The sequence below is a fragment of the Paenibacillus sp. FSL P2-0136 genome, assembly GCF_037975325.1.
In the GTDB taxonomy this organism is placed as follows: domain Bacteria; phylum Bacillota; class Bacilli; order Paenibacillales; family Paenibacillaceae; genus Paenibacillus_AQ; species Paenibacillus_AQ silagei.
Genome location: NZ_CP150244.1, coordinates 6,880,663 through 6,902,561 on the forward strand (window position 1 = coordinate 6,880,663; position 21,899 = coordinate 6,902,561).

The 21,899-nt window shown below is 56.0% G+C and carries 18 protein-coding genes and 1 riboswitch; of the genes, 5 read left to right on the forward strand and 13 right to left on the reverse strand.

The window, feature by feature from the left end:
- Positions 1–359 precede the first annotated feature (359 nt).
- Genes NYE26_RS29320 through NYE26_RS29335 form a run of 4 tightly spaced genes read right to left on the reverse strand, consistent with a single transcriptional unit; the run spans position 360 to position 4,192 of the window.
- On the reverse strand, positions 360–1,433 hold the full coding sequence (locus NYE26_RS29320) for an ABC transporter substrate-binding protein (protein WP_339252084.1): 1,074 nt from the start codon (positions 1,431–1,433) through the stop codon (positions 360–362).
- The gene (locus NYE26_RS29325; protein WP_339252086.1) at positions 1,430–2,275 is read right to left on the reverse strand and encodes an ABC transporter permease; all 846 of its coding nucleotides are present in this window, start codon (positions 2,273–2,275) and stop codon (positions 1,430–1,432) included. Before NYE26_RS29325 ends, NYE26_RS29320 begins: the two co-directional genes overlap by 4 nt.
- Positions 2,272–3,078, reverse strand: coding sequence for an ABC transporter permease (locus NYE26_RS29330; protein ID WP_036728143.1), 807 nt, complete (start codon positions 3,076–3,078; stop codon positions 2,272–2,274). The genes NYE26_RS29325 and NYE26_RS29330 overlap by 4 nt, the downstream gene beginning before the upstream one ends.
- Positions 3,068–4,192, reverse strand: coding sequence for an ABC transporter ATP-binding protein (locus NYE26_RS29335; protein WP_339252089.1), 1,125 nt, complete (start codon positions 4,190–4,192; stop codon positions 3,068–3,070). The genes NYE26_RS29330 and NYE26_RS29335 overlap by 11 nt, the downstream gene beginning before the upstream one ends.
- A gap of 293 nt (positions 4,193–4,485) precedes the next feature.
- Here NYE26_RS29335 and NYE26_RS29340 point away from each other — a divergent pair, with 293 nt between their 5' ends.
- Positions 4,486–5,589 (forward strand): FUSC family protein, encoded by a 1,104-nt coding sequence (locus NYE26_RS29340; protein WP_339252091.1) that lies wholly within the window; start codon positions 4,486–4,488, stop codon positions 5,587–5,589.
- A gap of 487 nt (positions 5,590–6,076) precedes the next feature.
- Here the strand turns inward: NYE26_RS29340 and NYE26_RS29345 are convergent, their stop codons facing one another.
- The 8 genes from NYE26_RS29345 to NYE26_RS29380 all read right to left on the reverse strand — a co-directional run bounded on the left by NYE26_RS29345 (position 6,077) and on the right by NYE26_RS29380 (position 14,518).
- Entirely contained in the window at positions 6,077–7,996 is a 1,920-nt protein-coding gene (locus tag NYE26_RS29345) for an allophanate hydrolase (protein ID WP_339252093.1), read from the reverse strand.
- Positions 7,997–8,002: 6 nt separating this feature from the next.
- Complete coding sequence (locus NYE26_RS29350; protein ID WP_339252095.1) at positions 8,003–9,640, reverse strand: PucR family transcriptional regulator ligand-binding domain-containing protein; 1,638 nt, start codon at positions 9,638–9,640, stop codon at positions 8,003–8,005.
- 16 nt (positions 9,641–9,656) lie between these two features.
- Positions 9,657–10,085 (reverse strand): cupin domain-containing protein, encoded by a 429-nt coding sequence (locus NYE26_RS29355; RefSeq protein ID WP_339252097.1) that lies wholly within the window; start codon positions 10,083–10,085, stop codon positions 9,657–9,659.
- Positions 10,086–10,155: 70 nt separating this feature from the next.
- Positions 10,156–11,226, reverse strand: a complete 1,071-nt coding sequence (locus tag NYE26_RS29360; RefSeq protein ID WP_339252099.1) for a ring-opening amidohydrolase — start codon at positions 11,224–11,226, stop codon at positions 10,156–10,158.
- A complete protein-coding gene (locus NYE26_RS29365) occupies positions 11,223–11,975 on the reverse strand; it encodes an ABC transporter permease (protein ID WP_339252101.1) in 753 nt (250 codons plus the stop codon). Before NYE26_RS29365 ends, NYE26_RS29360 begins: the two co-directional genes overlap by 4 nt.
- A complete protein-coding gene (locus NYE26_RS29370) occupies positions 11,972–12,781 on the reverse strand; it encodes an ABC transporter ATP-binding protein (protein ID WP_339252103.1) in 810 nt (269 codons plus the stop codon). The genes NYE26_RS29365 and NYE26_RS29370 overlap by 4 nt, the downstream gene beginning before the upstream one ends.
- A gap of 14 nt (positions 12,782–12,795) precedes the next feature.
- The gene (locus tag NYE26_RS29375; RefSeq protein ID WP_339252105.1) at positions 12,796–13,809 is read right to left on the reverse strand and encodes an ABC transporter substrate-binding protein; all 1,014 of its coding nucleotides are present in this window, start codon (positions 13,807–13,809) and stop codon (positions 12,796–12,798) included.
- A gap of 25 nt (positions 13,810–13,834) precedes the next feature.
- A complete protein-coding gene (locus NYE26_RS29380; protein WP_339252107.1) occupies positions 13,835–14,518 on the reverse strand; it encodes an isochorismatase family cysteine hydrolase in 684 nt (227 codons plus the stop codon).
- A 504-nt stretch (positions 14,519–15,022) separates the two neighbouring features.
- A riboswitch (cyclic di-GMP riboswitch) is annotated at positions 15,023–15,115 on the forward strand.
- 77 nt (positions 15,116–15,192) lie between these two features.
- Between NYE26_RS29380 and NYE26_RS29385 the strand changes: the two genes are divergently transcribed.
- Entirely contained in the window at positions 15,193–16,842 is a 1,650-nt protein-coding gene (locus NYE26_RS29385; protein ID WP_339252109.1) for a flagellar assembly protein A, read from the forward strand.
- Positions 16,843–16,872: 30 nt separating this feature from the next.
- On the forward strand, positions 16,873–17,847 hold the full coding sequence (locus NYE26_RS29390) for an aldo/keto reductase (protein WP_339252111.1): 975 nt from the start codon (positions 16,873–16,875) through the stop codon (positions 17,845–17,847).
- A gap of 97 nt (positions 17,848–17,944) precedes the next feature.
- Here the strand turns inward: NYE26_RS29390 and hcp are convergent, their stop codons facing one another.
- The gene (hcp, locus tag NYE26_RS29395; protein WP_339252113.1) at positions 17,945–19,597 is read right to left on the reverse strand and encodes a hydroxylamine reductase; all 1,653 of its coding nucleotides are present in this window, start codon (positions 19,595–19,597) and stop codon (positions 17,945–17,947) included.
- 132 nt (positions 19,598–19,729) lie between these two features.
- Here hcp and NYE26_RS29400 point away from each other — a divergent pair, with 132 nt between their 5' ends.
- Together NYE26_RS29400 and NYE26_RS29405 are read left to right on the forward strand one after the other, a co-directional pair.
- Positions 19,730–20,434 (forward strand): Crp/Fnr family transcriptional regulator, encoded by a 705-nt coding sequence (locus NYE26_RS29400; RefSeq protein WP_076074736.1) that lies wholly within the window; start codon positions 19,730–19,732, stop codon positions 20,432–20,434.
- Between the two features lie 30 nt (positions 20,435–20,464).
- Positions 20,465–21,856 carry an aldehyde dehydrogenase gene (locus NYE26_RS29405; RefSeq protein WP_339252115.1) on the forward strand — a complete coding sequence of 464 codons (1,392 nt, stop codon included), beginning with the start codon at positions 20,465–20,467 and terminating at the stop codon, positions 21,854–21,856.
- Positions 21,857–21,899: the final 43 nt, after the last annotated feature.

Genomic DNA, 21,899 nt, shown 5'->3' on the forward strand with positions numbered 1-21,899 from the left:
TTCGGCAAATAATTGGAATAACGCACCTTAATTTCCTGATTCCTGAGGAATGACCGGCAACAAGTGGAAAAACAGCATCTGCTACTCTTGGTTTTGCCGCTATGGAGTGAATTGGGAGAATTTAAGTGCTGTTTTTCCAACTATCTCCGCCAGAACCCTTTAATACTTATCAGCAAGTGGACAAAATCCATCTATTTCCCGCTTCCGCTGTACTATCCCCCTACTCCACAAGCCTCTGCAGCACCGGTTCTTATCATCAATCAAATTATCCTCCCCAGCGCCTATCCCCTTAAGAAAAAAGCCCCACGCCTGCGCATAAGCACAAACGGGGGCTTTTCTGCAGGCCTACAGCCTGCCAGCTACTTCTTATTCATCTTAAACATCAGGAACAGCTCATTATAGTGGGCAAGCATCCGCTTGCCGAGGTTGTCGTAGACCTCCAGCCGGCCGGTGATCTCGGCGGGCGGGTAGAAGCGCTCGTCGCCGGAGATGTCCTCCGGCAGCAGCTTCAGGCCGGGAACGTTCGGCGTGGAATAGCCGACGTATTCCGTATTCTGGGCCGCCACATCCGGGCGGAGCATGAAGTTGATGAACTGATGCGCCCCTTCGATATTGGCGGCTCCGCGCGGAATGACCATGTTGTCGAACCAGATGTTCGAGCCTTCCTCCGGCACCACATAATCCAGCTTGTCGTTCTCATCCATAATCTCGGAAGCGTCGCCGGACCAGACGATCCCGACAGCCGCCTCTTCGTTCGCCAGCAGCATCTTGATCTCGTCGCCCACGATCGCCTTCACATTCGGCGACAGCTTGTTCAGCTTGGCCAGCGCCTCCTGTAGATGCTCCTCATTCCTGTCATTAACGGAATAGTGCAGGCTGTTCAGCGACATGCCCATCACCTCACGGGCACCGTCCACCAGGAAAATATTATTATTCAGCCGCTTGTCCCACAGCGAATTCCAGCTGCTGAAATCCATCCCCTTCGTCATCTCGGGATTGAAGATAATCCCCACCGTCCCCCAGAAATAAGGAACCGAATACTTGTTACCGGGATCAAAGGACAGATTCATGAATTTGGAACCGATGTTGGCCAGATTCGGAAGCTTACTGTGATCCAGCGGCAAGAGCAGCTTCTCCTCCCGCATCTTGGCAATGGCGTAGTCGGAAGGCACAACGACATCGAAGACCGTACCGCCCTGCTCGACCTTGGTCAGCATCGCTTCATTGGAATCGAACGTCTGGTAGATGACCGTAATACCGGTCTCTTCCTGGAATTGCTTGAGCAGGTCAGGATCAATATAGTCGCCCCAGTTATAGATCGTCAGCGTATTGCCGCCGCTATAGCCCTGGGCCGAGTTCAGCCGGGACGCCAGGAACATCAGGCCGAACGCGACGATCAGAATCGCCAGGAACGTATTCACAAGCTGCTTCATCTTGGCACCCCCGCTTCGGCCACCGGCTCGGCAATCTGTACCGCCGGGCGGCTCTTACGCTGGTTCAGGTAGTAATAACCGATGACCAGCAGAATCGTGAAGAGGAAAATCAGCGTCGACAACGCGTTAATCGACAGCGAGACCCCCTGACGGGCACGGGAATAGATCTCCACCGACAGGGTGGAATAGCCATTGCCTGTGACGAAGAAGGTAACCGCGAAATCATCCAGGGAATAGGTCAGAGCCATGAAGAATCCGCTGAAGATTCCCGGCTTGATGATCGGCAGAATGACCTTCGTCAGCACATCCCGGCGCGTGGCCCCGAGATCACGTGCGGCATCCGTCAGGGTCGGGCTCATCTCCTGCAAATGCGGCAGGATCATAATGACCGCAATCGGAATGCTGAACGCCACATGCGAGAGCAGCACGGAGGTGAAGCCCAGCTTGATCCCGACAATCGTGAACAGGATCAGGAAGGAGGCTCCGATGATGACATCCGGGCTGACAATCAGCACATTGTTCAGCGAGAGCAGCGTGTTTTTGGCCCGGCGGCTGCGGACATGATGGATCGCCAGCGCACCGATTACCGCTATAATCGTCGCTATGGTCGATGACAGAAGGGCGATGACCAGTGTGTTAATCACAATAATCATCAGCCGGGTATCAGCAACTACCTCACGGTAATAATCCAGCGTGAAGCCCTCGAACTTGTGCATCGTGCCACCGCTGTTGAACGAGTAATACATTAGATAGAAGATCGGCGCGTACAGCACCAGGAAGACCAGCACCAGATAGATATTGGCGATGCCGTTCTTGTTCTTAACCCTTCGTCTGTTCTTCATCCGCGCACCCCCTTCCGCGAGCCGCCGGTCAGAATCATGAACAGCGCCATAATGGCGATCAGGAACACCGCAACGGTGGAGCCCATCCCCCAATCCTGTGTGACCAGGAAGTGCTGCTCAATCGCGGTGCCGAGCGTAATCACCCGGTTCCCGGCAATCAGACGCGTAATCATGAACAGCGACAGCGCCGGAATGAACACCGCCATACAGCCGGAGCGTACACCCGAGATCGTCAGCGGAAAAACCACCCGCCGGAACGTTGTCCACCCCGATGCGCCCAGATCGCGCGCGGCATCGACCAGCGACAGATTCATCTCATCCAGGGCACTGAAGATCGGCAGAATCATGAATGGAATGAAAATATAGACCGACACAAACACGAAGCTGAAGCCTGTGAACAGAATCTGCTGCTCACCCAGCCCCATCAGATCAAAGAAATTATTGACCGGGCCGAAAGTGCCGAAGATCCCGATGAAGGCATAAGTCTTCAGCAGCAGGTTGATCCAGGTCGGCAGAATAATCAGCAGCAGCCAGAGCTGCTTGTGCTTCGTTCGCGTCAACAGATAAGCGGCCGGATAAGCCACCAGCAGCGAGAACACCGTGATCAGAAAAGCGTACCAGAACGAATTCAGCATCATTCTCATATAGACCGGCGTGAAGAAATTGACGTAGTTATTCAGCGTCAGCTTCCCCTCCAGATCGAACAGGGAATAGTAGACCACCAGCAGCACCGGCGCAATGACAAACAGCGCGATCCACAGGTAGTACGGGATGAGATAATACGACTTGCCCTTAGTCATCATGGCTCTCCACCTCGGCGTAAGCCTCCAAACGCTTGTCGAACTCTTCCTCCGTTTCACCGAAACGCATAACATGGATCGCTTCCGGGTCAAAATACAGCCCAATCTCGGAGCCAACCTCCGCCTTACGGGTGGAATGGACGAGCCATTCATGGCCGGAGCCGTCATAGCAGCTGATTTCGTAATGAACCCCGCGGAACAGCTGCGAATCCACACGCACCTTCAGCTTGCCCGCCTCAACTGTAGCAATCTCCAGATCCTCGGGACGGATGACAATCTCCACCGCTTCATTCGGCCGCAGACCGGCATCGACACATTCGAACCGGTGACCGTTAAATTCAACCACATAGTCCTCAATCATCACACCCGGTACAATGTTCGACTCTCCGATGAAGTCAGCCACGAACCGGTTAATCGGTTCATCGTAGATATCGTTAGGCGTGCCGCTCTGCTCAATCTTGCCGCCGTTCATGACAAAGATCCAGTCGGACATCGCCAGCGCCTCTTCCTGGTCATGGGTGACGAAGATGAAGGTGATGCCCAGCCGCTGCTGCATCTCCCGCAGAATATACTGCATCTCCGTACGCAGCTTCAGATCAAGCGCCGAGAGCGGCTCGTCCAGCAGCAGCACCTGCGGCTCGTTGACAATGGCGCGTGCAATGGCCACACGCTGTCTCTGCCCGCCGGACATTTCATTAATGGCCCGCTGATCATAGCCGACCAGGTTAACGAAGCGCAGCGCTTCCTGCACCTTTTGCTGAATAACATCCTTCTTCAGCTTCTTGATGCGCAGTCCAAACGCCACATTCTCGAATACGTTCAGATGCGGAAACAGCGCATAGTCCTGAAACACCGTATTGACCTGCCGCTCATTGGCGGGAATGTGGTTGATAATTTTGCCGTTCAGATAAATCGAACCTTCCGTCGGCTCCGCGAAGCCGGCGATCAGACGCAGAATGGTCGTTTTTCCGCAGCCCGAAGGGCCCAGCAGCGTGTAGAATTTACCGCGTTCAATTTCGAAGCTCACGCCTTTGAGTACAGCCTCTTCGTCGTCGTATTGCTTAATCACCTGGTCAAAAGAAATAATAGTGCCTTCCGGGGTAGCTATAGCTAACAACCTCCCTTACTTATGTAGTACAACCTATTTTACCCGCTTCTTGCGGGAGACAATCCGGCAGCAGCATGCTTAGCACGGATAAGCGACAATTCTTGCCTTGGTTCGACAGACTTCAATATATATAGCATAAATGAATCCTGCAATATATGCGATAGCTTACATTGTGAAATCGCGCACAAAAACTTAACAAGTTCGTAAAATCTTGCCCGCCTCCAGCCTGTTTTGAGGTGCTATAATGAAAACGGATGAAAACCATAAAATTTTTCCTATTTACATGAAAGAAGATGACAAACATGAACGAGGGCTTACAGGAGCGCCTTGAAAAGTTCGGATTATCCTTATATATGATACGGATTACGCTCGCCGCTTCGCTCTCGTGGCTGGCTGTGCACATTATCTACGGGGACCATTACCTGTACTTCGCACCGCTGGCGGCGATTTTGATTACCCAGAGCAGTGTCAAGGCCTCCCTTGAAAAAGGCGTCTACCGCATGACCGGCGTGGTCCTCGGCGGCATCGTCAGCCTGATCGTAGGCAAATTCTTCGATGTGGGTGCGCTGTCGATTCTGCTGATGCTGCTGATCGGCATCGGGGTGGCTACAGCCTGCCGGATTAATATCCAGGCCGTCTCGCAGGTCGGCGTCACCTCGGTGCTTGCACTCACCTTCTATCATGACCAATATATCGTCTGGAGAGTCGCCGAGACGCTGATCGGCGTGCTGATTGCCCTCATCATCAATATGATTATCGTGCCGCCCAAGAGCTTCGTCAAGGTCAAGGACCTGGCGCTGAAGGGCAGCCTGACCTTATCCGATGCCTTAACCGGATTCGCTGCAAGCGGCCGGGATGCCGCACAGGCCAAGGCTGCTCTTCAGAGCTCCGGCGAGCTGCTGAAGAAGAGTGACCGGCTGCAGAAGGAGATGCATTACACGCTGTCTCATTACCAGTGCCGTAAGGACATTGGCAAGCTGACACAGACGACCACCCATCTCATCAAGGTCCACTCCTATGTCAAAGCCATAAGCGAAGAGATCGCCCTGCTGCCGGCCCATTATGCCGCAGCCGACTGGATGCTGGAGGTTGTAACCGCAACGGCAGACTGTATCGCCCTGTACGGCACACGGACGCTATCGGATGCCGAATGCAGCGGCCGGTCACTCCCCGAGAGTCTGAGAAGAGCCCGCGATGTGCAGCTCGCCTGGTTCTCGGAGCTGCAGGATCAGTGCCCGCTCGCGGCCTTCCGTGATCTCGGTGCGGTATTCTCCCACCTGAACCGGATTCTTGAAGAGATCGAACGCGCCGATTATGCGGCCCTTTCCACCGTACCACAGCATGTCAAGGCACAGCCTGCACGCGCCATCCAATTCATACAAAAAGGACTCTTCCACAAGCTATAAGCTTGGGAGAGTCCTTTTTTGTATTCTATCCAGGTCAGTCACTCCGCACCCATCCGTCTCAAGCTCCCCACAGAAGCGGTTGCCGTCTTGATTCAGAACGTTGCCGTTGATGTAACTTGTTGACGGGATGGGATGCGCGCAGGTAAAGTAGCTTGGATGGCAGACGTAAAGTAATAATAGTTGGAAAAATGACACTTAATTCAGCCAACCTAACCGGTTTGACTGAAGCGGTTGGATAAAGTACATCTAATCCGCCGAATTCTATGGAATCCCTTAAAAGCGAGCAAAATAAGTGTTGTTTATCCATCTGCTGTTCCCATAGGAGGTATTCCACCAGCAGCAAATGGAGAAAATCCAACTAATTACTACATGTATCCCGGTGAAGCAAAATGGGATACACAAATTCCACCTTAGTATAACGCACGCAGAGGTGAACGCCGAAAGCGGCAGTTAATCGGCATGCAGAGCTGCACGCTGAAAGCGGTATTTATTCAGCAGGAAGGTATCTCCAGCCCCCGTAGGCTGTAACGTTCTCAGCTCCGGCGGCGGCATAGCCTTCGCAGATGAAGCCCGTCACTTCGCGCCCATCCGCGAGGGCCACCCGCCCGAGACCCAGCGGAGCCGGGATAAGCGTGGCGAATGCGCCCAGCGATTCCACCGGCATCTGCCACAGCTCCAGCTCGATAGCGCTTCCCCCTGCAGCCTGTCTCAGCAGGCCCGGCTTAGCTGGCACCGTAGGAAGCTTGACCAGCTCATAACAGGCAGCAGTCCGCGCCTCCTGCCAGAAGCGGGCGCCATGCTCCAGCATCTGCTTCTCCAGCGGGAAGCCGCGCATATGCAGCCCGCAGACCGCAAGTGTAACCATGCCGGACGCTGGTGATTCGGCAGCAGTAGCAGCGCCAGTAGCAGCGCCAATACCTCCAGCCTCACCAACGTCAGCCCCAGTAGTACCACCTGCACCACTAGTACCTCCGCCAGCTTCCGGCTCCAGCGATTGGTGCTCTGCCAGAAGTTGAGCCTCGGCCCCGGAAGAACTACCCCCACTCTCACCATCATCCCCCTCCGCCAGAAGCTTCCCGGCTCCGGCCAACAGATGCTCACTGTCCGCCAGAGCGAACAGCGTAATGCCGAACGGCAGGTTCCCCGCCGCTTCCCCGGCGGGAATTGCCACCGCCGACAGGTCGAGCAGGTTGCAGTGATTGGTGTAGCGGCCCATATCGGAGTTGGCCCCTACCGGGTTCGCAGCCAACTGCTCCCGGGTCCAGGTTCCGCCGCAGGTCGGCAGGACCAGCACCGCATCCCGCAGCAGCAACTCCGCTTCCCGCTTATACTGCTGCAAGCGGTGCATGGCCCGGAACAGGCTCGAAGCAGTGTGGCGCTCCGCGGCCCCGGAGGAGAGAATCGACTCCGTTACCGGCAGCACTGCTTCACGGTGACTCTCTACGAATCCGGCCAGATCCGCCCAGCGTTCGGCTACCCAGGGGCCGTCGTACAGGATGGCTGCCGCTTCGGAGAACAGCGTACAGTCCACCCGTTCAACCGGCAGCCCCAGCTCCTGAACCGCCGCTTCGGCCCGTTCCCAGGCCCGGCGGTATTCGTCCGCATGGGGCCCGTAGAAGTCCAGCGGCGCTTCCGGCAGCAGCAGCTTCCCGGGCAGAGCGGCAGCCTCCCGCTTCACGGAACGTGACCACGGATCGGCTGCCTCGAAGCCGCGTGCTGCGCGGTCCACCGTAAGTGCATCCTCCAGATTGTGCGCGAATACGGTGACACAATCCAGGCTGGCACACGCCGGCACTACGCCGCGCACCGGCCAGGCGCCCAGGCTGGGCTTGTAGCCGACCAGCCCGTTCAGTGCGGCCGGCACACGGCCCGAGCCGGCGGTATCAGTGCCCAGGCTGAATACCGCCTGGCCCCGGGCCACGGCAACCGCCGAACCGGCGCTGGAGCCGCCGCTGATGTATTCGGGACGCAGGGCATTATGCGTCTCGCCGTAAGGGCTGCGCACACCGACGAGTCCGGTGGCGAACTGGTCCAGATTGCTTTTGCCGACAGGGATCGCCCCCGCAGCCACCAATCTCGCCACAACCGCTGCGTCGGCTTCCGGCTGATAAGCGAATTCAGGACATGCCGCCGTCGTGGGCAGCCCCTTCACATTGATGTTATCCTTCACCGCGAATGGAATGCCCCACAAGGGATGCTCCTGCGGATTCAGCTCTTTGAGCGCTGCCAGGTAGGGAGCGATCTGCGCCACGGCGGGCGCTTCAATCCAGATGTTCATGTCCTTGTCCCGCGCAGCGCGGCGGATGATCTCCCGGATAACCTCCTCCGGGTCCAGCGTGCCGCTCAAATACTGCCTCCGCAGCCAGCCGGCTGTCAGCTTCGCGGGCCATTCTGTTATTGCTGTCATCAGGCTTCATCTCCTTCTCTGCATATCGGTGCCGGACCTGCGGCCCTTGCCCATCTCATGCAGCTTCAGCGCAAGCTGCAGCTCCAGCATATCGTCACCGTCATCCTGGCTTAATCCCAGCAACTCACAAGCCCGGTCGATCCGGTAGGTGACCGTATTATAATGAGTGAACAGCTCGCCGGAGGTCCGCTTGACGTTGCGGTTGCACTTGAAATACAGCTGGAGCGTCTGGAGCAGCGAAGCATTATGCTTGCGGTCGTACTCCAGCAGCGGAGTAATATACTGATCCCTGTACTCGGTGATCTCCTCCAGCTCGGGCAGATGGTACAGCAGCCGGAAGACACCCAGCTTCCGGTAATCGACATAAGACCCGCTGTAGCCGCTGATTTGGCGGATGCGGGCGATTTTGCGGGAGGATTCATAGCTGAACCGCACCTGATCAGGGCCGTCCGCAAGATCGCCAATACAGAAGGCGCAACTCCCGCTGACAACTATCCGGTTCATCTCGGCCAGCAGACGACCCAGCGTCTCCTCCAGCGGAAGCTCCGGCTGCTCCGGCACGGTCAGCACCAGCTCCCCTTCAAGGATGGTGAGCTTCACATGCTGAAGGTCTGCCCGGGCACGCACCCGCTTCACTACCTGCTGCAGCTGCTTAAGCTCCGGCTTATCCTCCAGCCATCCGATGGTTACAGCACGCAGCGGACGCTCCGGTAGCGGACAGCCGCAGGCTGCGCCACGCAGCTTCAGATCCTCGGCAGCGGCAATCCGGCCGCTGATCCAGTCCTGCAGGAACTGGTCCACATACTTCAGCTCCACCTCGCGGCGGGCTCCGGCATTAATCATCTCCAGTCCGACCAGCACACCGACCCGGTCAATCGTTAACTGATCCACTACCGACAGCTCGCTATTCCATTCCAGCAGCACCAGCAGACATTGGTCTGCTCCCTTGTCATTGACAGCCGAGACATAAGCTCGGATACGCCGTTCTCCAACTGTGAGGAATGTAATGCCGAGACTGCCTTCCTGGCGAAGCTGTATCCAGGCCGGAAGCTGCTCCTCCAGCTGTAGCGCATCCGCTTGCGGAGAACAGAAGACCTGATCGGTATCATCCAGCAGGACGACCGGATTATGCAGCATCCCGTCCAGCGTCAGCAGGAAATCTTCAATCCCGTCGCCATGGAGAAGCTGCTTCGACAGCTTCTGGAACCGGCTCTGCAGCTGCGAGAGCTCCCGCGCCTCCTGCACCAGCACCCGCTCCATAATGTCGCGGACCACATCGGAGAAGGAGGTGGAAGCGGGCAGCTCGAAGATCGGGAAGCCCAGCTGATCCGCCAGCTCCAGCGCCCGCGGCGGAATCTCATCGATATAACGTTTGGTTTTGATCCCGAGCGCGGACACTCCCTTCTGGTTCAGCTGGGGAATAATCTCTGCGATCAGCTCCGGCCGGTTATGAAAGGGGAAGCCGCTTGTAATCAGGAACTCTCCCGGACGGACCCAGTCAATAACATCGGGAACCTCCATTACATTGACCCGGTTAATATAACGCCCAAGGCCCCCGGCCCCAGCCAGCAGGGCCGCTTCCTTCAGGTCGGGAATCAGCAGAATATCGCTGCAGGTCAAACCGGTAATTACATTGCTGCCCATGGCTCCGCCGCCTTTACTATAGCTTGGAAGAATAGATATCCTCGATTAGTGTAGTGCCGAAGAAGCTGTTGGACGGCACGTCCGCCTCCGCCGGTACAAAAATACTGATCTGCTCCGAAGGAGAATCCCCTGTATTCCTGACAGAATGGACTACGCCCGCAGGCACATGGAACGTATCTCCGGCCCGGTAGCTGTACCACTCCCCGTCACATAGCAGCTTGACCTCTCCTACGGTAATATGAATGATTTCGACTACATCATGATAATGCGGCAAGACTTGACCGCCGATCCCCAGCTTCTCCCACAGAATCGAGCTCATGCGGATGCCCAGGCGGTCCGCCTCCGTTGCCGAGACAATCTCCCGGTGATACAGCTTTATGTGATTCGGCATAAGCTCCCATGTCATATCTGCTGCTGCCAGCACTTTCGTTTCCTGTGTATGCATATTCGATTCCCCCATGATGGATAAAATTTTTCCTTTAACTTAAATTTTTAGTTCAATCTATATAGCTCTGCTACCTGCGGCGGAACACAGCCGCCACCGGTCCTCCGCCCTTCGGCCCCTGATGCTCGCCTCCGCCGGAGACGTAGATCATCGGGTCGCCGCCGACATAGGCCAGCACACCGCCGACTACAGCCCGCGCATGGCGGGTATGATTGATATCCGAGTCATCCAGCATGATATGGCGGCGTCCGCGGATGACGCCATCGGGATCAGCTTCCGCCTTGGCCAGCACCTGCACCAGCTCTTCACCGGGATAACGGTCCAGCAGGCCCTGAAGCGCAGCGCCATCCACAGCATCCTGCATCACGGCATGGTCGATGTGGTACGGGCCGTCCGCAGACAGTGAGTTCCCGAACACAATCACTTCGCAGCAGGACAGCTCACTGCCCGCCGAAGTGGAGGCTACCGCGCTGAATTGAGTCCAGTCCGTGCAGATCTCTTCTTCCTGTAAGGCCGCACGATCCACCTCACCCAGCGCTACCCCGGCACCCAGTGCAGAAGCTCCTCTGGAATAGCCCATCGATTTATAAGTATCCTCTGTGACGAGCGAACCCTCACGGCTGTGTGCCTCATAGATCTGCTCAGCGGTAAGCAGCGGACATTTGATCTGTACAAAATGCACATCCCCCGGTGAGGTAATGCCCGCATCCATGACCGCACGGGCCACGGCATCCGCCACGGCGTCCACCTGAGGGAGCCGTCCCAGTTCCTCCGGCCGGAAGCTCCGGGTTCTGGCGACTCCAATGGCGAGTGACTTCAGGCCATCAGTGACCACACCCGGCTCCTTCTGCCCGCTGCGGCTGATAACCGTGAAGTGCGGACTGAGTACCCCTTCCGTACCGCCGGACATCACATAAGAGATGTCGTCAGCTCCTCCTTTTGCCGCTTCAGCAAAGAATCCTTTCAAGGCCATCACAGCATAACCCCGTGTAAAATCATTCACACAGCCGTTTCCCTCCGTCTTCCCCAGCACCGCGACCACTTCCTCCGGCCGGAACAAGCCTGCTTCCACCGCTGCGCTTAATCCCGACATATCATGCGGCGCGCCTGCCGGGATTCGAATGACCGAGCAGTTCATCATAGATCATCGCTCCTTGTCCAGAAAATAACCCGTTTCTCCAGCAGCCCGATACACCAGAACAGCAGCAGGCCGCACAGCGCCGAAGCAATAATGGCCGAGAACATCACCGGCGTATCCATATGATAGGAAGAGACAAGCACTACATAACCGAGTCCCTTATTGGCTCCGACAAATTCGCCGACTATGGCACCGACTATGGCGAGCGAGGTGGAGATTTTGAGGGCAGAGAAGATATAAGGCAGACTCGTCGGCAAGCGCAGCTTCCAAAAGATTTCGCTCTTCGTCCCTTTATAGGTGGAGAACAGCTCCCAGGCTTCGTATTCAATCGCCTTAAGACCCTTGACGCTGTTCACCAGAATCGGGAAAAAACAGATCAGCATCGAAGCGATTACCTTCGAGGTATACCCGGTCCCCAGCCAAACGACCAGCAGCGGGGCCAGCGCCACCAGCGGCGTAGTCTTAAGGGCGATGGCCAGCGGGAACATTCCCTTCTCCATTGGCTTGGAATGCACAAAAATCACTGCAGTAGCCAGGCCGAGGATATTGGCGAGAATGAACCCGGTCAGGGCTTCGCCCAGCGTAACCAGTGTATGCGACCAGAGCGAGCCATTAATAGCCGAGACTACCTGCGTAGGCGCAGGCAGCAGATACATAGGAACCGACAGGAGACGTACAGCCAGCTCCCACAGCAGCAGGAAGCCGAGCGCAAACGTGACCGGGTACAGGGTGTCTTTGATTTTGACCGTCATAGATGCTTCACCCGCTTTCTCAGTTCCTTGACAATCCGGTGGAATTCCGGCAGCTCCTCCATGCCCGCCTCACGCGGGGAGGGCAGCGTCACCGGAATGATATCCGTCACACCGGCAGGCCGGGGAGACATCATCACGACCCGGTCCGACAGCAGCGCGGATTCATGGATCGAATGGGTGACCATCACAATGCTGCTTAGACTGGTCTCCGGGCTCTCCCACAGCCGCAGCAGCTCGAAATTAAGCTTCTCACGCGTCAGCTCATCCAGCGCGCCGAACGGCTCATCCATCAGCAGCACCGTCGGATCGGCCGCCAGCGCCCGGGCAATCGCTGCCCGCTGCTGCATCCCGCCGCTGAGCTGATGCGGGAAGTGGTTCAGATAATCCTGGAGGCCGACCAGGCGCAGTGCACTTTCTGCTTTTTCACGTGCCTCGGCTTTGCTGAACTTCTTCTTCTCGCCCAGCTCCAGCGGCAGCATGACATTCTGTAACGCGCTGAGCCACGGCATCAGGACCGGCTTCTGAAAGACCATGCCCAGGGACAGATCAGGTGAAGCATACGCCACCTCTCCACCGGTCTCCGGGCTTAACAGCCGCAGCATCAGCCGCAGTGTCGTGGATTTCCCGCAGCCGCTCGGTCCGAGGATCGAAATGAACTCATTGCGGTATACATCAAGACTGACCTGATTCAGCACAGGCACGTTGCCGAAGGACAGAGAGCAATTGCGCAGGGAGAGCATGGTTTCCCGGGTACCGGGATGCTGCGCGGCGGCAGCATCCAACTGTTCTTTGATCGCTGTTGTCATTGTCGGTCCCCTCCTTATTTCAAAAACTCGTTGGTGAACAATCCGCCGATGTCCTGTTCCTTTTTCACAAATCCCAGCTCGACCAGATTCTTCTGCAATGTCTCCCAAGATGCCTCGTCCATTGAGCCCAGCGGGAGCTTCTCCGGATCAAGCAGCGGAATGCTGGCCTTCATCATATTGACCTCATGCTTCAGATCCAGCTTCTCGCCATACTTCAGACCAAATTCGGCTGCCTCCTCCGGATGCTTCACTGCATAATCCCAGCCCTGCATAGACGCCTGCACGAAGCTTGTGACCATCTCCGGGTCCTTCTTGATGATAGACTCCGTAGTGAACAAGGTATCGGCATAGAAATTGATGCCGTAGTCGTTCGGGTCGATAATATTCACTTCCTTGCCCTGCTCCTCTACAGCCAGCACTTCATTAATGACATATCCGGGCCAAGCCTTGACCTGACCGGTTAACAGCGGACTCAGATCATATTTGACCGGCATCTCTTCGATTTGCGAAGGGTCGATACCCGCGCTTTTCTCCATGGCCCGGAAGGTCAGCTCTTCATTGCCGCCCAGCTTAATGCCTACCTTTTGCCCGACCAGATCCTCCATCGTCTTGATCCCGGACTCTTTGAGCGTGAACATGACGAACGGGGTTTTGCGGTAGATCGCGGACAACGCTTTGACCGGGACGCCTTTCTCTCTGGCGATGACGATCTGGTCGGCACCGGTAACTCCGAACTCCTCACTGCCGGAAGCTACCATCTGCACAGCCGGGAAATCCGAGCCCCCCGGGCGGATCTCAACATCCAGCCCCGCTTCTTTATAGAAGCCTTTTTCCACCGCGGTATAAAAGCCGGCAAACTGCGCCTGGTGAATCCACTTCAGCCGGAGCACCACCTTTTTCAGCTCGCCCGAGCCTTCCGCTCCCTGACCTTCAGCCTTCCCGGCTTCCGTATTGTTACCGCAGGCGGTCAGGAGCAGCATTAGCGAGGTTAACAGCATCAGCGCTTTCGTTCTGGACTTGTTCCACATGGTTATTCCCCCGTTTATGAATGATTTAGTATTGCTCCAGCGCCTTCAGCACCGCTTGTGAATCACTTACACTGCCGAACACCCCGCCCTGCATTTGAACCATACTCAGCGCCGCCAGGTGATTCGCTTCATCCGTTGCTCCTGTACAATCTGCAAGGATCAGACACTCGTACCCGCGGTCATTGGCTTCCCTCATCGTGGTGTGTACACAGACATCGGTAGTAATACCGGTCAGAATCAGATGGGTAATTCCTTTATTCTTCAGGATCAGGTCCAGGTCTGTTGCGTAAAAGCTCCCTTTGCCCGGCTTGTCTATAATGTACTCTCCGTGGGCAGGCGCCAGCTCCTCAATGATCTGCCAGCCGCGCTCCCCCCGCACGAGGATTCGTCCCGCCGGTCCTTCGGAGCCGATCTCGGCTCCGATCTGGCGGCTGCGCCACTGCTTGTTCGCCGGCAGATCCGACAGATCCGGCTTATGTCCCTCGCGGGTATGGATCACGGTGAAGCCTTCGATGTCCCGGATACGGGCCAGCAGCCGCTGAATGGGCTGGATCGCCCTCGCTGTTAATGAGAGGTCATAACCCATTCTCTCGACGTAACCGCCCTTGCCGCAAAAATCCGTCTGCATGTCGATAATCATCAGCGCTGTCTTCGCCGGGTCCACAGCCCCGTCATAAGGCCAGATGTAAGGTGTTGCTGCAATCTGCATGGTTTATGCTCCTCTCCTGATGTCGCTATCTCCATTAATGTTATATTAGTTAACATTAATTCGCGTTTCCTTGATATGAGTTAGATTATATTACAATGAATTTGCGATGTCTTCGGTTTTATTACGAAATAATACACTGAATGTTTGTGTTTATTTACATAGTTAACATATACATAACATTAACACCCGCAAAACTGCTTATCAAAAAAGAACACTCCGAGTCTTACCAAGCCCAGGGTGTCCCAACAGTTGAATGCTCATACTTTCCTCCCCCTGACTCTTCCATAAGCTGTAAGCGCTGGGAAACCAGTTTTTTTGTCGAAATAGAGCTGCATATTTCGAGTTTTTTGATAAATAGGCATAATATAGTTGAAAAATAGCTCTTTAAGTACTAGAATTAAGCTTGTTTGCAGAAGTTAATGACGCGTAAGAACTATTTATGACTCTTTTTGTCGATTACAGTCGACCATAACTCCCACCTCTACAGGATGTATATCATTGATCTATTTCTAAAGGCAAACTCCCCGAAAGGGCAGGACGCAAAGCTATGGGCCTAAGAACGCCGGAATCTGCGTTTACGGTTGCCAGGCTGCCAATAGAGACCACTTAAGCCAGCTATTCAGGAGGGAAAGCCTCCCAGGCTTGATGATGTTCTTTTTCTGTACGAATTGCCATTGATCATACGAAAAAGTGAGGTTACAACCATGCCGCAGCAGGATATCGAACCAAGCCGATATGAATTCGTAGAGTCCCTGATGCTCGAACGTAAAGGTCTCCTGGATTCATTCTCTGTGGAGGGCCGAGCTTCTGACGGGACAACTGGAGATAAGAATGGAATTATCCTCGTGCAGGACAACCAGATATTCATTACTCCCCCGCTCCCCGGAGGTGCTCCCGCCCGCATTTCTGCGGTCCACCCTGTTGTCCTGAAGATCAACTGGAAGACCGTTACAGAGCCAACCGAGGTGACCAGGGCGGATTATATCACTTGGGAGATCTGTGAGAAGCCCCAATATGAAATTACCGTATCGCCTGACAAGCTCAAGGTCCACTTCACTTTATACCGTGCAGAGAAGTACGCCTGGAATCTGGTCAACTGCCCCGCCGCCTTCGAAGCGGTCGTCCGTGCCCAGCCCAATCCGGCGATGCTGCTGTCCACGCTCACCATAGAACAGATTATCGCCTCACTGGACAACCGTTTTATTCTGCGCAACCTGAACATTCCCGCCCTGTACGCGGAGCTTACGAACCCTACATATCTTCCCGTATGCATCGCTGAAGGCAGAGCCCCGCTGCCCGGCAAGGAAGCCCGGCTGGAATTCCTGCTGCCTGAGCATACACTGGAGGGGAACCGGATGCTTCAGGGACAGGGAGCCCGGGGTCAGAAGCCTGCGGAACCCTTGGAGTATCTCCGTTTCCCGGGAGCCCCCTTTGCCTTTGCAGGCGAAGTCTTCGCCCGCAAGCTGCCGCCGGAAGAAGGCATTCCCGGCCTCGACACAGACGGAAGGGTCCTGCCCCCTCCCCCGCCACAGGATATCTACTTTGCTGCCGGTAATCATGCCAAGCTCCTTCCCTGTGGTAATATCGTAGCCCGGCACACCGGCAGGCCCCGTATCTGCGGAGGAAGCGGCAGCGTCCGGATATGTGACTTCCCTCCGGTCAGTCTTCTGGCCAGAGAGATGACAGATCCTGCGGGCGATGTTATGTTCGCAGGTGACATCATTGTACCGGGAGATCTGGAAGGACCTGTACGAATTGAAGCCCTTGGGAATGTGTACGTCTATGGCGATATCCGCAAATCTACAATTATAGCCACCGGCAGTATTTACGTTAGCGGCCAGGTCACCGGCAGCGGCCTGTACGCCGGGCACGCCGGGGTAATGCAGCATCGTCTGCACAGCCTCGCAAGCCTGCTGCGGACAGAGACGGACGGACTGCTTGAGGCGGCGCGCCAGCTGGCCAAGAATGTGGAATCCCGCCAGCAATCCGTGAATTACGGCCTGGTAGTCATGCTGCTGCTGGAGGATAAATACAGCCACTTGGGCAGCCTGATCCGTGATCTTCAGGCTGCGCTAAGCCGTATGAACGGGGCGTTCGGCTCCGGCACGGACCAGCTCTGGCAGATGCTTGAGGTATTCGCCCATCCGGGACAATTCACCGGGTACATCACGGACAGTGTCCTAAGCCGCTTCTCCAGGCTGCTGCTTAAGCTGGGTGAGGAGATTGAGCTGCTCCAGGAGGAGCATGCGGTGATTAATCTCGCCCGGTCACAGGACAGCCGCCTGGAGTCCGGCGGCAAGCTGCTTGTGCGTGATTCCTGCTAAGACTACTACTATATAAGGAGAAGTGAGAGCGTGCGATATAACCGTCTGGGCAATAGCGGCCTGCAGGTGTCCGCCCTGGGTCTTGGAACCAATTCCTTCGGCAAACGGGCAGATCAGGAGACCTCGGTCCGCATTCTGCACACCGCTATGGATCAGGGCATCAATTTCATCGATACCGCCAATATCTATGCCGGATCTGAATCGGAGCGGATCATCGGCCTTGCGCTTGAAGGCAAACGCCATAACGCAGTGCTGGCGACCAAAGCCGGATTGCCGAAGCATGAGGGACCCGGCGGCAGCGGCTCTTCGCGCCATCATCTGATGCAGGAGCTGGAGGGCAGCCTGCGCCGGCTGAAGACCGACTATGTGGATCTGTATCAGATTCACACCTTCGACCCCTACACACCGCTGGAGGAAACGCTGCGCACGCTGGATGATCTGATCTCCGCAGGCAAGGTGCGCTATATCGGAGCCTCCAATTATGCCGCCTGGGAGCTGATGAAGGCGCTTGGAATCAGCGAAGCCCGGCACTTCGCGAAATACATCTCTATCCAGTGCAGCTATTCGCTGGCTGACCGCACGCCCGAAGCGGAGCTGCTTCCGCTCTGCCTGGATCAGGGTCTGGGCATCATCCCATACTTCCCTCTGGCGGGCGGCATTCTTACCGGCAAATATACTGGCAGCAGCAAAGCCCCTGCCGGCTCCAGAGCAGAGACCGATCCGAACTTCCGCCGCTTCCTTACCCCGGAGCGCATCTCGCTCGGGGAGCAGGTTCAGGCCATTGCGGAGCGACTGGGCACCTCACCTGCAGCTCTATCCCTGGCCTGGCTGATGAACCGGCCCGCCGTCTCCACGGTGATCGTCGGTGCAACTACTGTAGAGCAGGTACAACATAATCTGCTGAGTCTCTCCGCTTCACCGGATGCGGAAATACTTGAGCAGCTTGACCAGGCCAGCGCCGCCTTCCGCACCGGCGAGCCGTTTGCAGTCTACCGGCTGCCGTAAGCGCTGACGGTGACGTTCATATCCATACACAAAAGCGAGCCCCCGTATACGGAGACTCGCTTTTGAGTATTTTGGCTAATGCTGAAGCTGTATTGCATTATACCGCAGCAATGAACCGCTCCATGTCTTCCTGTACCGTAGTAATACCGCCGATGCCGAAGGTATCTACCAGAACCTTAGCTACATTAGGCGACAGGAAGGCCGGAAGTGTAGGACCCAGATGAATGTTCTTCACGCCCAGATGCAGCAGCGCCAGCAGTACAATCACCGCTTTTTGCTCATACCAGGCAATGTTATAGGAGATCGGAAGATCGTTGATGTCTGCAAGACCGAACACTTCCTTCAGCTTAAGCGCTATGACCACAAGGGAATAAGAGTCATTGCACTGGCCGGCATCAAGTACACGGGGAATTCCGCCGATATCGCCAAGCGCCAGCTTGTTATATTTGTATTTGGCACAGCCTGCGGTAAGGATCACCGTGTCACTCGGCAGCTCTGCCGCGAAATCGGTGTAATAATTCCGGCTCTTCATCCGTCCGTCGCACCCAGCCATGACGAAGAATTGCTTGATGGCGCCGCTCTCTACTGCTCCAACCACCTGATCCGCGACATTCATTACAGCCGCATGCGCGAAGCCGCCGATAATCTCGCCTGTCTCAATCTCCACCGGAGCGCTGCAGCTCTTGGCCTGCTCAATCAGCGCCGAGAAATCCTTCTCTCCGTCCGCGCCTGCCGCGATATGCTGAATTCCCGGATACCCGGTGTTGCCTGTCGTGTACAGCCGGTCTTTGTAGCTGTCCTTCGGCGGCACAATGCAGTTCGTAGTCATCAGAATCGGACCATTGAAGCTGGCAAATTCCTCATTCTGCTTCCACCATGCATTGCCGTAGTTGCCTACGAAGTGGCTATACTTCTTGAAGGCCGGATAGTAGTGGGCCGGCAGCATCTCACTGTGCGTATACACATCCACTCCGGTACCCTCGGTCTGCTTCAACAGCGCCTCCATATCCTTGAGGTCATGACCGCTGATCAGAATACCAGGGTTCGTGCCTACCCCAATATTGACTGTGGTAATCTCCGGATTGCCGTAGGCTGCGGTGTTCGCACGGTCAAGCAGCGCCATCACATCCACGCCGAACTTGCCGCATTCCAGCACCAGCGCTGTCAGCTCACCGCCGCTCAGATTGTCATCCAGCGCAGCTGCCAAGCCTTTTTCCATAAAAGCATGTGCTCCTGCTTCATAGAAGCCCAGTACCGCAGCATGCTCCATGTAAGCAGCCATTCCCTTCAGGCCATAGGTCAGCAGCTCGCGCAAAGAGCGGATATCCTCATGTTCTGTAGCTAGCACACCTACCGTTGCCGCCTTGTCCATCAGCTCTTCATCAGTCACTGCATTCCACTTCGCCGCGTCATGCTCCGACAAATAGGCCATCACTCCGGCATCAGCCACTCTGCTGCGCCACAGATCCCGCAGGGCCAGTCCTTCCCGGATCTTCGCAGTGAAGTATTCCGGCACAAAGTTGGCATTGGTAATGGTAGCGAACAAGCTCTCTATCATAAATTTCTCCGTCACCGGATCAGTAATCCCCAGCTCACGCCCGCTGCGCGCGAAGATGGCAATACCCTTAAGTGTATACACCAGAAGATCCTGCAGATTTGCTACCTCACTGGTCTTACCGCACACCCCCTGAATCGTACAACCCGTCCCCTTAGCTGCCTCCTGACACTGGAAACAAAACATTTCGCTCATTACCTGAATCACTCCTTATCATTAATGGAATCGCTCTGTGCCTCGCCTTTACAGTTACCAATAATTGTAGTAGACTTTCGTCTATCAATCGGTAACGAATGTTACCAATTACAACACATCGGGAGGAAAAGTATGAGACCGGAGCCTGCTTCGCTGCAATCCTGCCTGCTATTTCGCGGAAAGTCCGCAGATGAGATCGAACAGCTGCTGCATACACTGGCTTACTCTGTAAGCTCCTACCATAAGAATGCGATTATTCTGGCAGAGGGTGATCCGGCGGACCGGCTTGGGATTCTGCTCTCCGGCCGCATTGAGGTGCAGAAGACACACCCTACCGGCAGCAGTGTAACCATCGCCCACCTGAAGGAAGGGCAGACCATCGGCGAAGCCGTATTGTTCCGCAGGAATAACACCGTGCCCGCCACCGTCACAGCCACTGGCCCCTGCAAGGTGATGTTCATCAGCAAGCAGGAGCTGCTGAGATTATTCGCGGCCGACACCGATATCCTCACCCGCTTCATCGAGAATCTGTCCGAGCGGCTGGTGCTCGTGAACCGGAAGATCGAGAATCTGTCCGCCGGGCCGCTGCGCCGCCGTATCGTAGACTTCCTGCTGGAGCAGGGAGAGCAGCAGGAGTCCGATCGGCTGAAGCTCCCCTTCAGCCGGAAGGAATGGGCCGAGCATATGAATACAGCCCGCCCCTCCTTGTCGCGGGAGTTGGGATTCCTGCGCGACCAGGGCTGGATCGAATTCAAGGGCAATGAAATCACCCTGCTGAACCGGAGCCGGATGCATGATTACATCCAGACTCTGCCCTCTTCGGCAGGCAATCTATAGGAACCGCAAATAACCAAGGAGGATACAAGCATGCCACCATACACTGCACAACAGATCGACCGGCTGCTGGCTGAGCATAGACAATGGTTCGCCAGCGGAGTCACGAGAACCCCCGGCTTCCGGCTGAAGCAGCTTCAGAAGCTGAAGGATGCCATCTCACGCAATGAAGCCCGGATTATCGCTGCACTGAACCAGGATCTGCATAAAAGCGAATTCGAGGCTTACGCCACAGAGATCGGATTCACGCTGGACAGCATCGGCTATATGATGAAGCATCTACGGCGCTGGATGAAGCCGGTGAAGGTAGGCTCACCGCTGCACCTGTTCCCGGCACGGAGCAGAATCATAGCCGAGCCTTACGGGACGGTGCTAATTATCGGGCCGTTCAACTACCCGTTCCAGCTGCTGATCGAGCCGTTAATCGGCGCCATTGCCGCCGGGAACTGCGCCGTACTGAAGCCCTCCGAGAGCACGCCCGCTACCTCCGCTGTCATTGAGGATATGATCCGAGAGACCTTTGATCCCGCCTATATACGGGTAGTACAGGGTGAGAAGGAAACGACGAATCTGCTGATTCATGCGGCGTTCGATTATATTTTTTTCACCGGGAGTGTGCCTGTCGGCAGAATTGTCATGGAAGCGGCGGCGAAGAACCTGGTACCCGTCACCCTTGAGCTGGGCGGCAAAAGCCCAGTAATCGTAGACCGGAGCGCCGACCTGGAGACTGCAGCGAAGCGGATTGTCTGGGGGAAGCTGATCAATGTGGGACAGACCTGTATTGCGCCTGATTATCTGCTGGTCCATAGGGAGGTAGCAGCCGAGCTGATTGAGCGGATGAAGCGCTGCGTCACTGATTTCTATGGCACAGACATCCGGCAGAACACAGACTACGGACGGATCGTGAATGAACGCCAGCTGCGGCGGATCGGGGAGATGCTGGAGCGGGACCGCGATAAGCTGATTCTGGGCGGGACGGTCATTCCCGAGGAGCTATATATCGAGCCGTCTCTGATCTATCCGGCGGCCTGGAGTGACGCTTCCATGGAGGATGAGATCTTCGGGCCTGTGCTGCCGATTATGGAGTATACCCGGCTGGAGGAGGCCATCCAGAGCATCAACGCCCGTCCGAAGCCGCTCGCTCTCTATCTGTTCACCCGCGATAAGCAGGTGGAGCAACAGGTGATGACCGAGGTGTCCTTCGGCGGCGGCTGCATCAACGATACCATCTCCCATGTAGCCAGCACCCGGCTGCCGTTCGGCGGTGTCGGGAACTCCGGGATCGGCGGCTACCACGGCAAATACAGCTTCGACCTCTTCTCCCATCACAAAAGCATTGTTAAGCGAGGCACCCGTCTTGACCTCGGCATTGTCTACCCGCCCTACGGCAGCAAGGTCAAGCTGGCGCGGAAGCTGCTGAAATAGCGCCGGGGCAGGAGCAGCAGGGAAACCTCTTTTATATAGAAGG

Coding starts and splice junctions, on each gene's coding strand:
- NYE26_RS29320 (WP_339252084.1), bottom strand. CDS start 1,433: ATGAAGCAGCTTGTGAATACGTTCCTGGCGATTCTGATCGTCGCGTTC.
- NYE26_RS29325 (WP_339252086.1), bottom strand. CDS start 2,275: ATGAAGAACAGACGAAGGGTTAAGAACAAGAACGGCATCGCCAATATC.
- NYE26_RS29330 (WP_036728143.1), bottom strand. CDS start 3,078: ATGATGACTAAGGGCAAGTCGTATTATCTCATCCCGTACTACCTGTGG.
- NYE26_RS29340 (WP_339252091.1), top strand. CDS start 4,486: ATGAACGAGGGCTTACAGGAGCGCCTTGAAAAGTTCGGATTATCCTTA.
- NYE26_RS29345 (WP_339252093.1), bottom strand. CDS start 7,996: ATGACAGCAATAACAGAATGGCCCGCGAAGCTGACAGCCGGCTGGCTG.
- NYE26_RS29350 (WP_339252095.1), bottom strand. CDS start 9,640: ATGGGCAGCAATGTAATTACCGGTTTGACCTGCAGCGATATTCTGCTG.
- NYE26_RS29355 (WP_339252097.1), bottom strand. CDS start 10,085: ATGCATACACAGGAAACGAAAGTGCTGGCAGCAGCAGATATGACATGG.
- NYE26_RS29360 (WP_339252099.1), bottom strand. CDS start 11,226: ATGATGAACTGCTCGGTCATTCGAATCCCGGCAGGCGCGCCGCATGAT.
- NYE26_RS29365 (WP_339252101.1), bottom strand. CDS start 11,975: ATGACGGTCAAAATCAAAGACACCCTGTACCCGGTCACGTTTGCGCTC.
- NYE26_RS29370 (WP_339252103.1), bottom strand. CDS start 12,781: ATGACAACAGCGATCAAAGAACAGTTGGATGCTGCCGCCGCGCAGCAT.
- NYE26_RS29375 (WP_339252105.1), bottom strand. CDS start 13,809: ATGTGGAACAAGTCCAGAACGAAAGCGCTGATGCTGTTAACCTCGCTA.
- NYE26_RS29380 (WP_339252107.1), bottom strand. CDS start 14,518: ATGCAGATTGCAGCAACACCTTACATCTGGCCTTATGACGGGGCTGTG.
- hcp (WP_339252113.1), bottom strand. CDS start 19,597: ATGAGCGAAATGTTTTGTTTCCAGTGTCAGGAGGCAGCTAAGGGGACG.
- NYE26_RS29400 (WP_076074736.1), top strand. CDS start 19,730: ATGAGACCGGAGCCTGCTTCGCTGCAATCCTGCCTGCTATTTCGCGGA.
- NYE26_RS29405 (WP_339252115.1), top strand. CDS start 20,465: ATGCCACCATACACTGCACAACAGATCGACCGGCTGCTGGCTGAGCAT.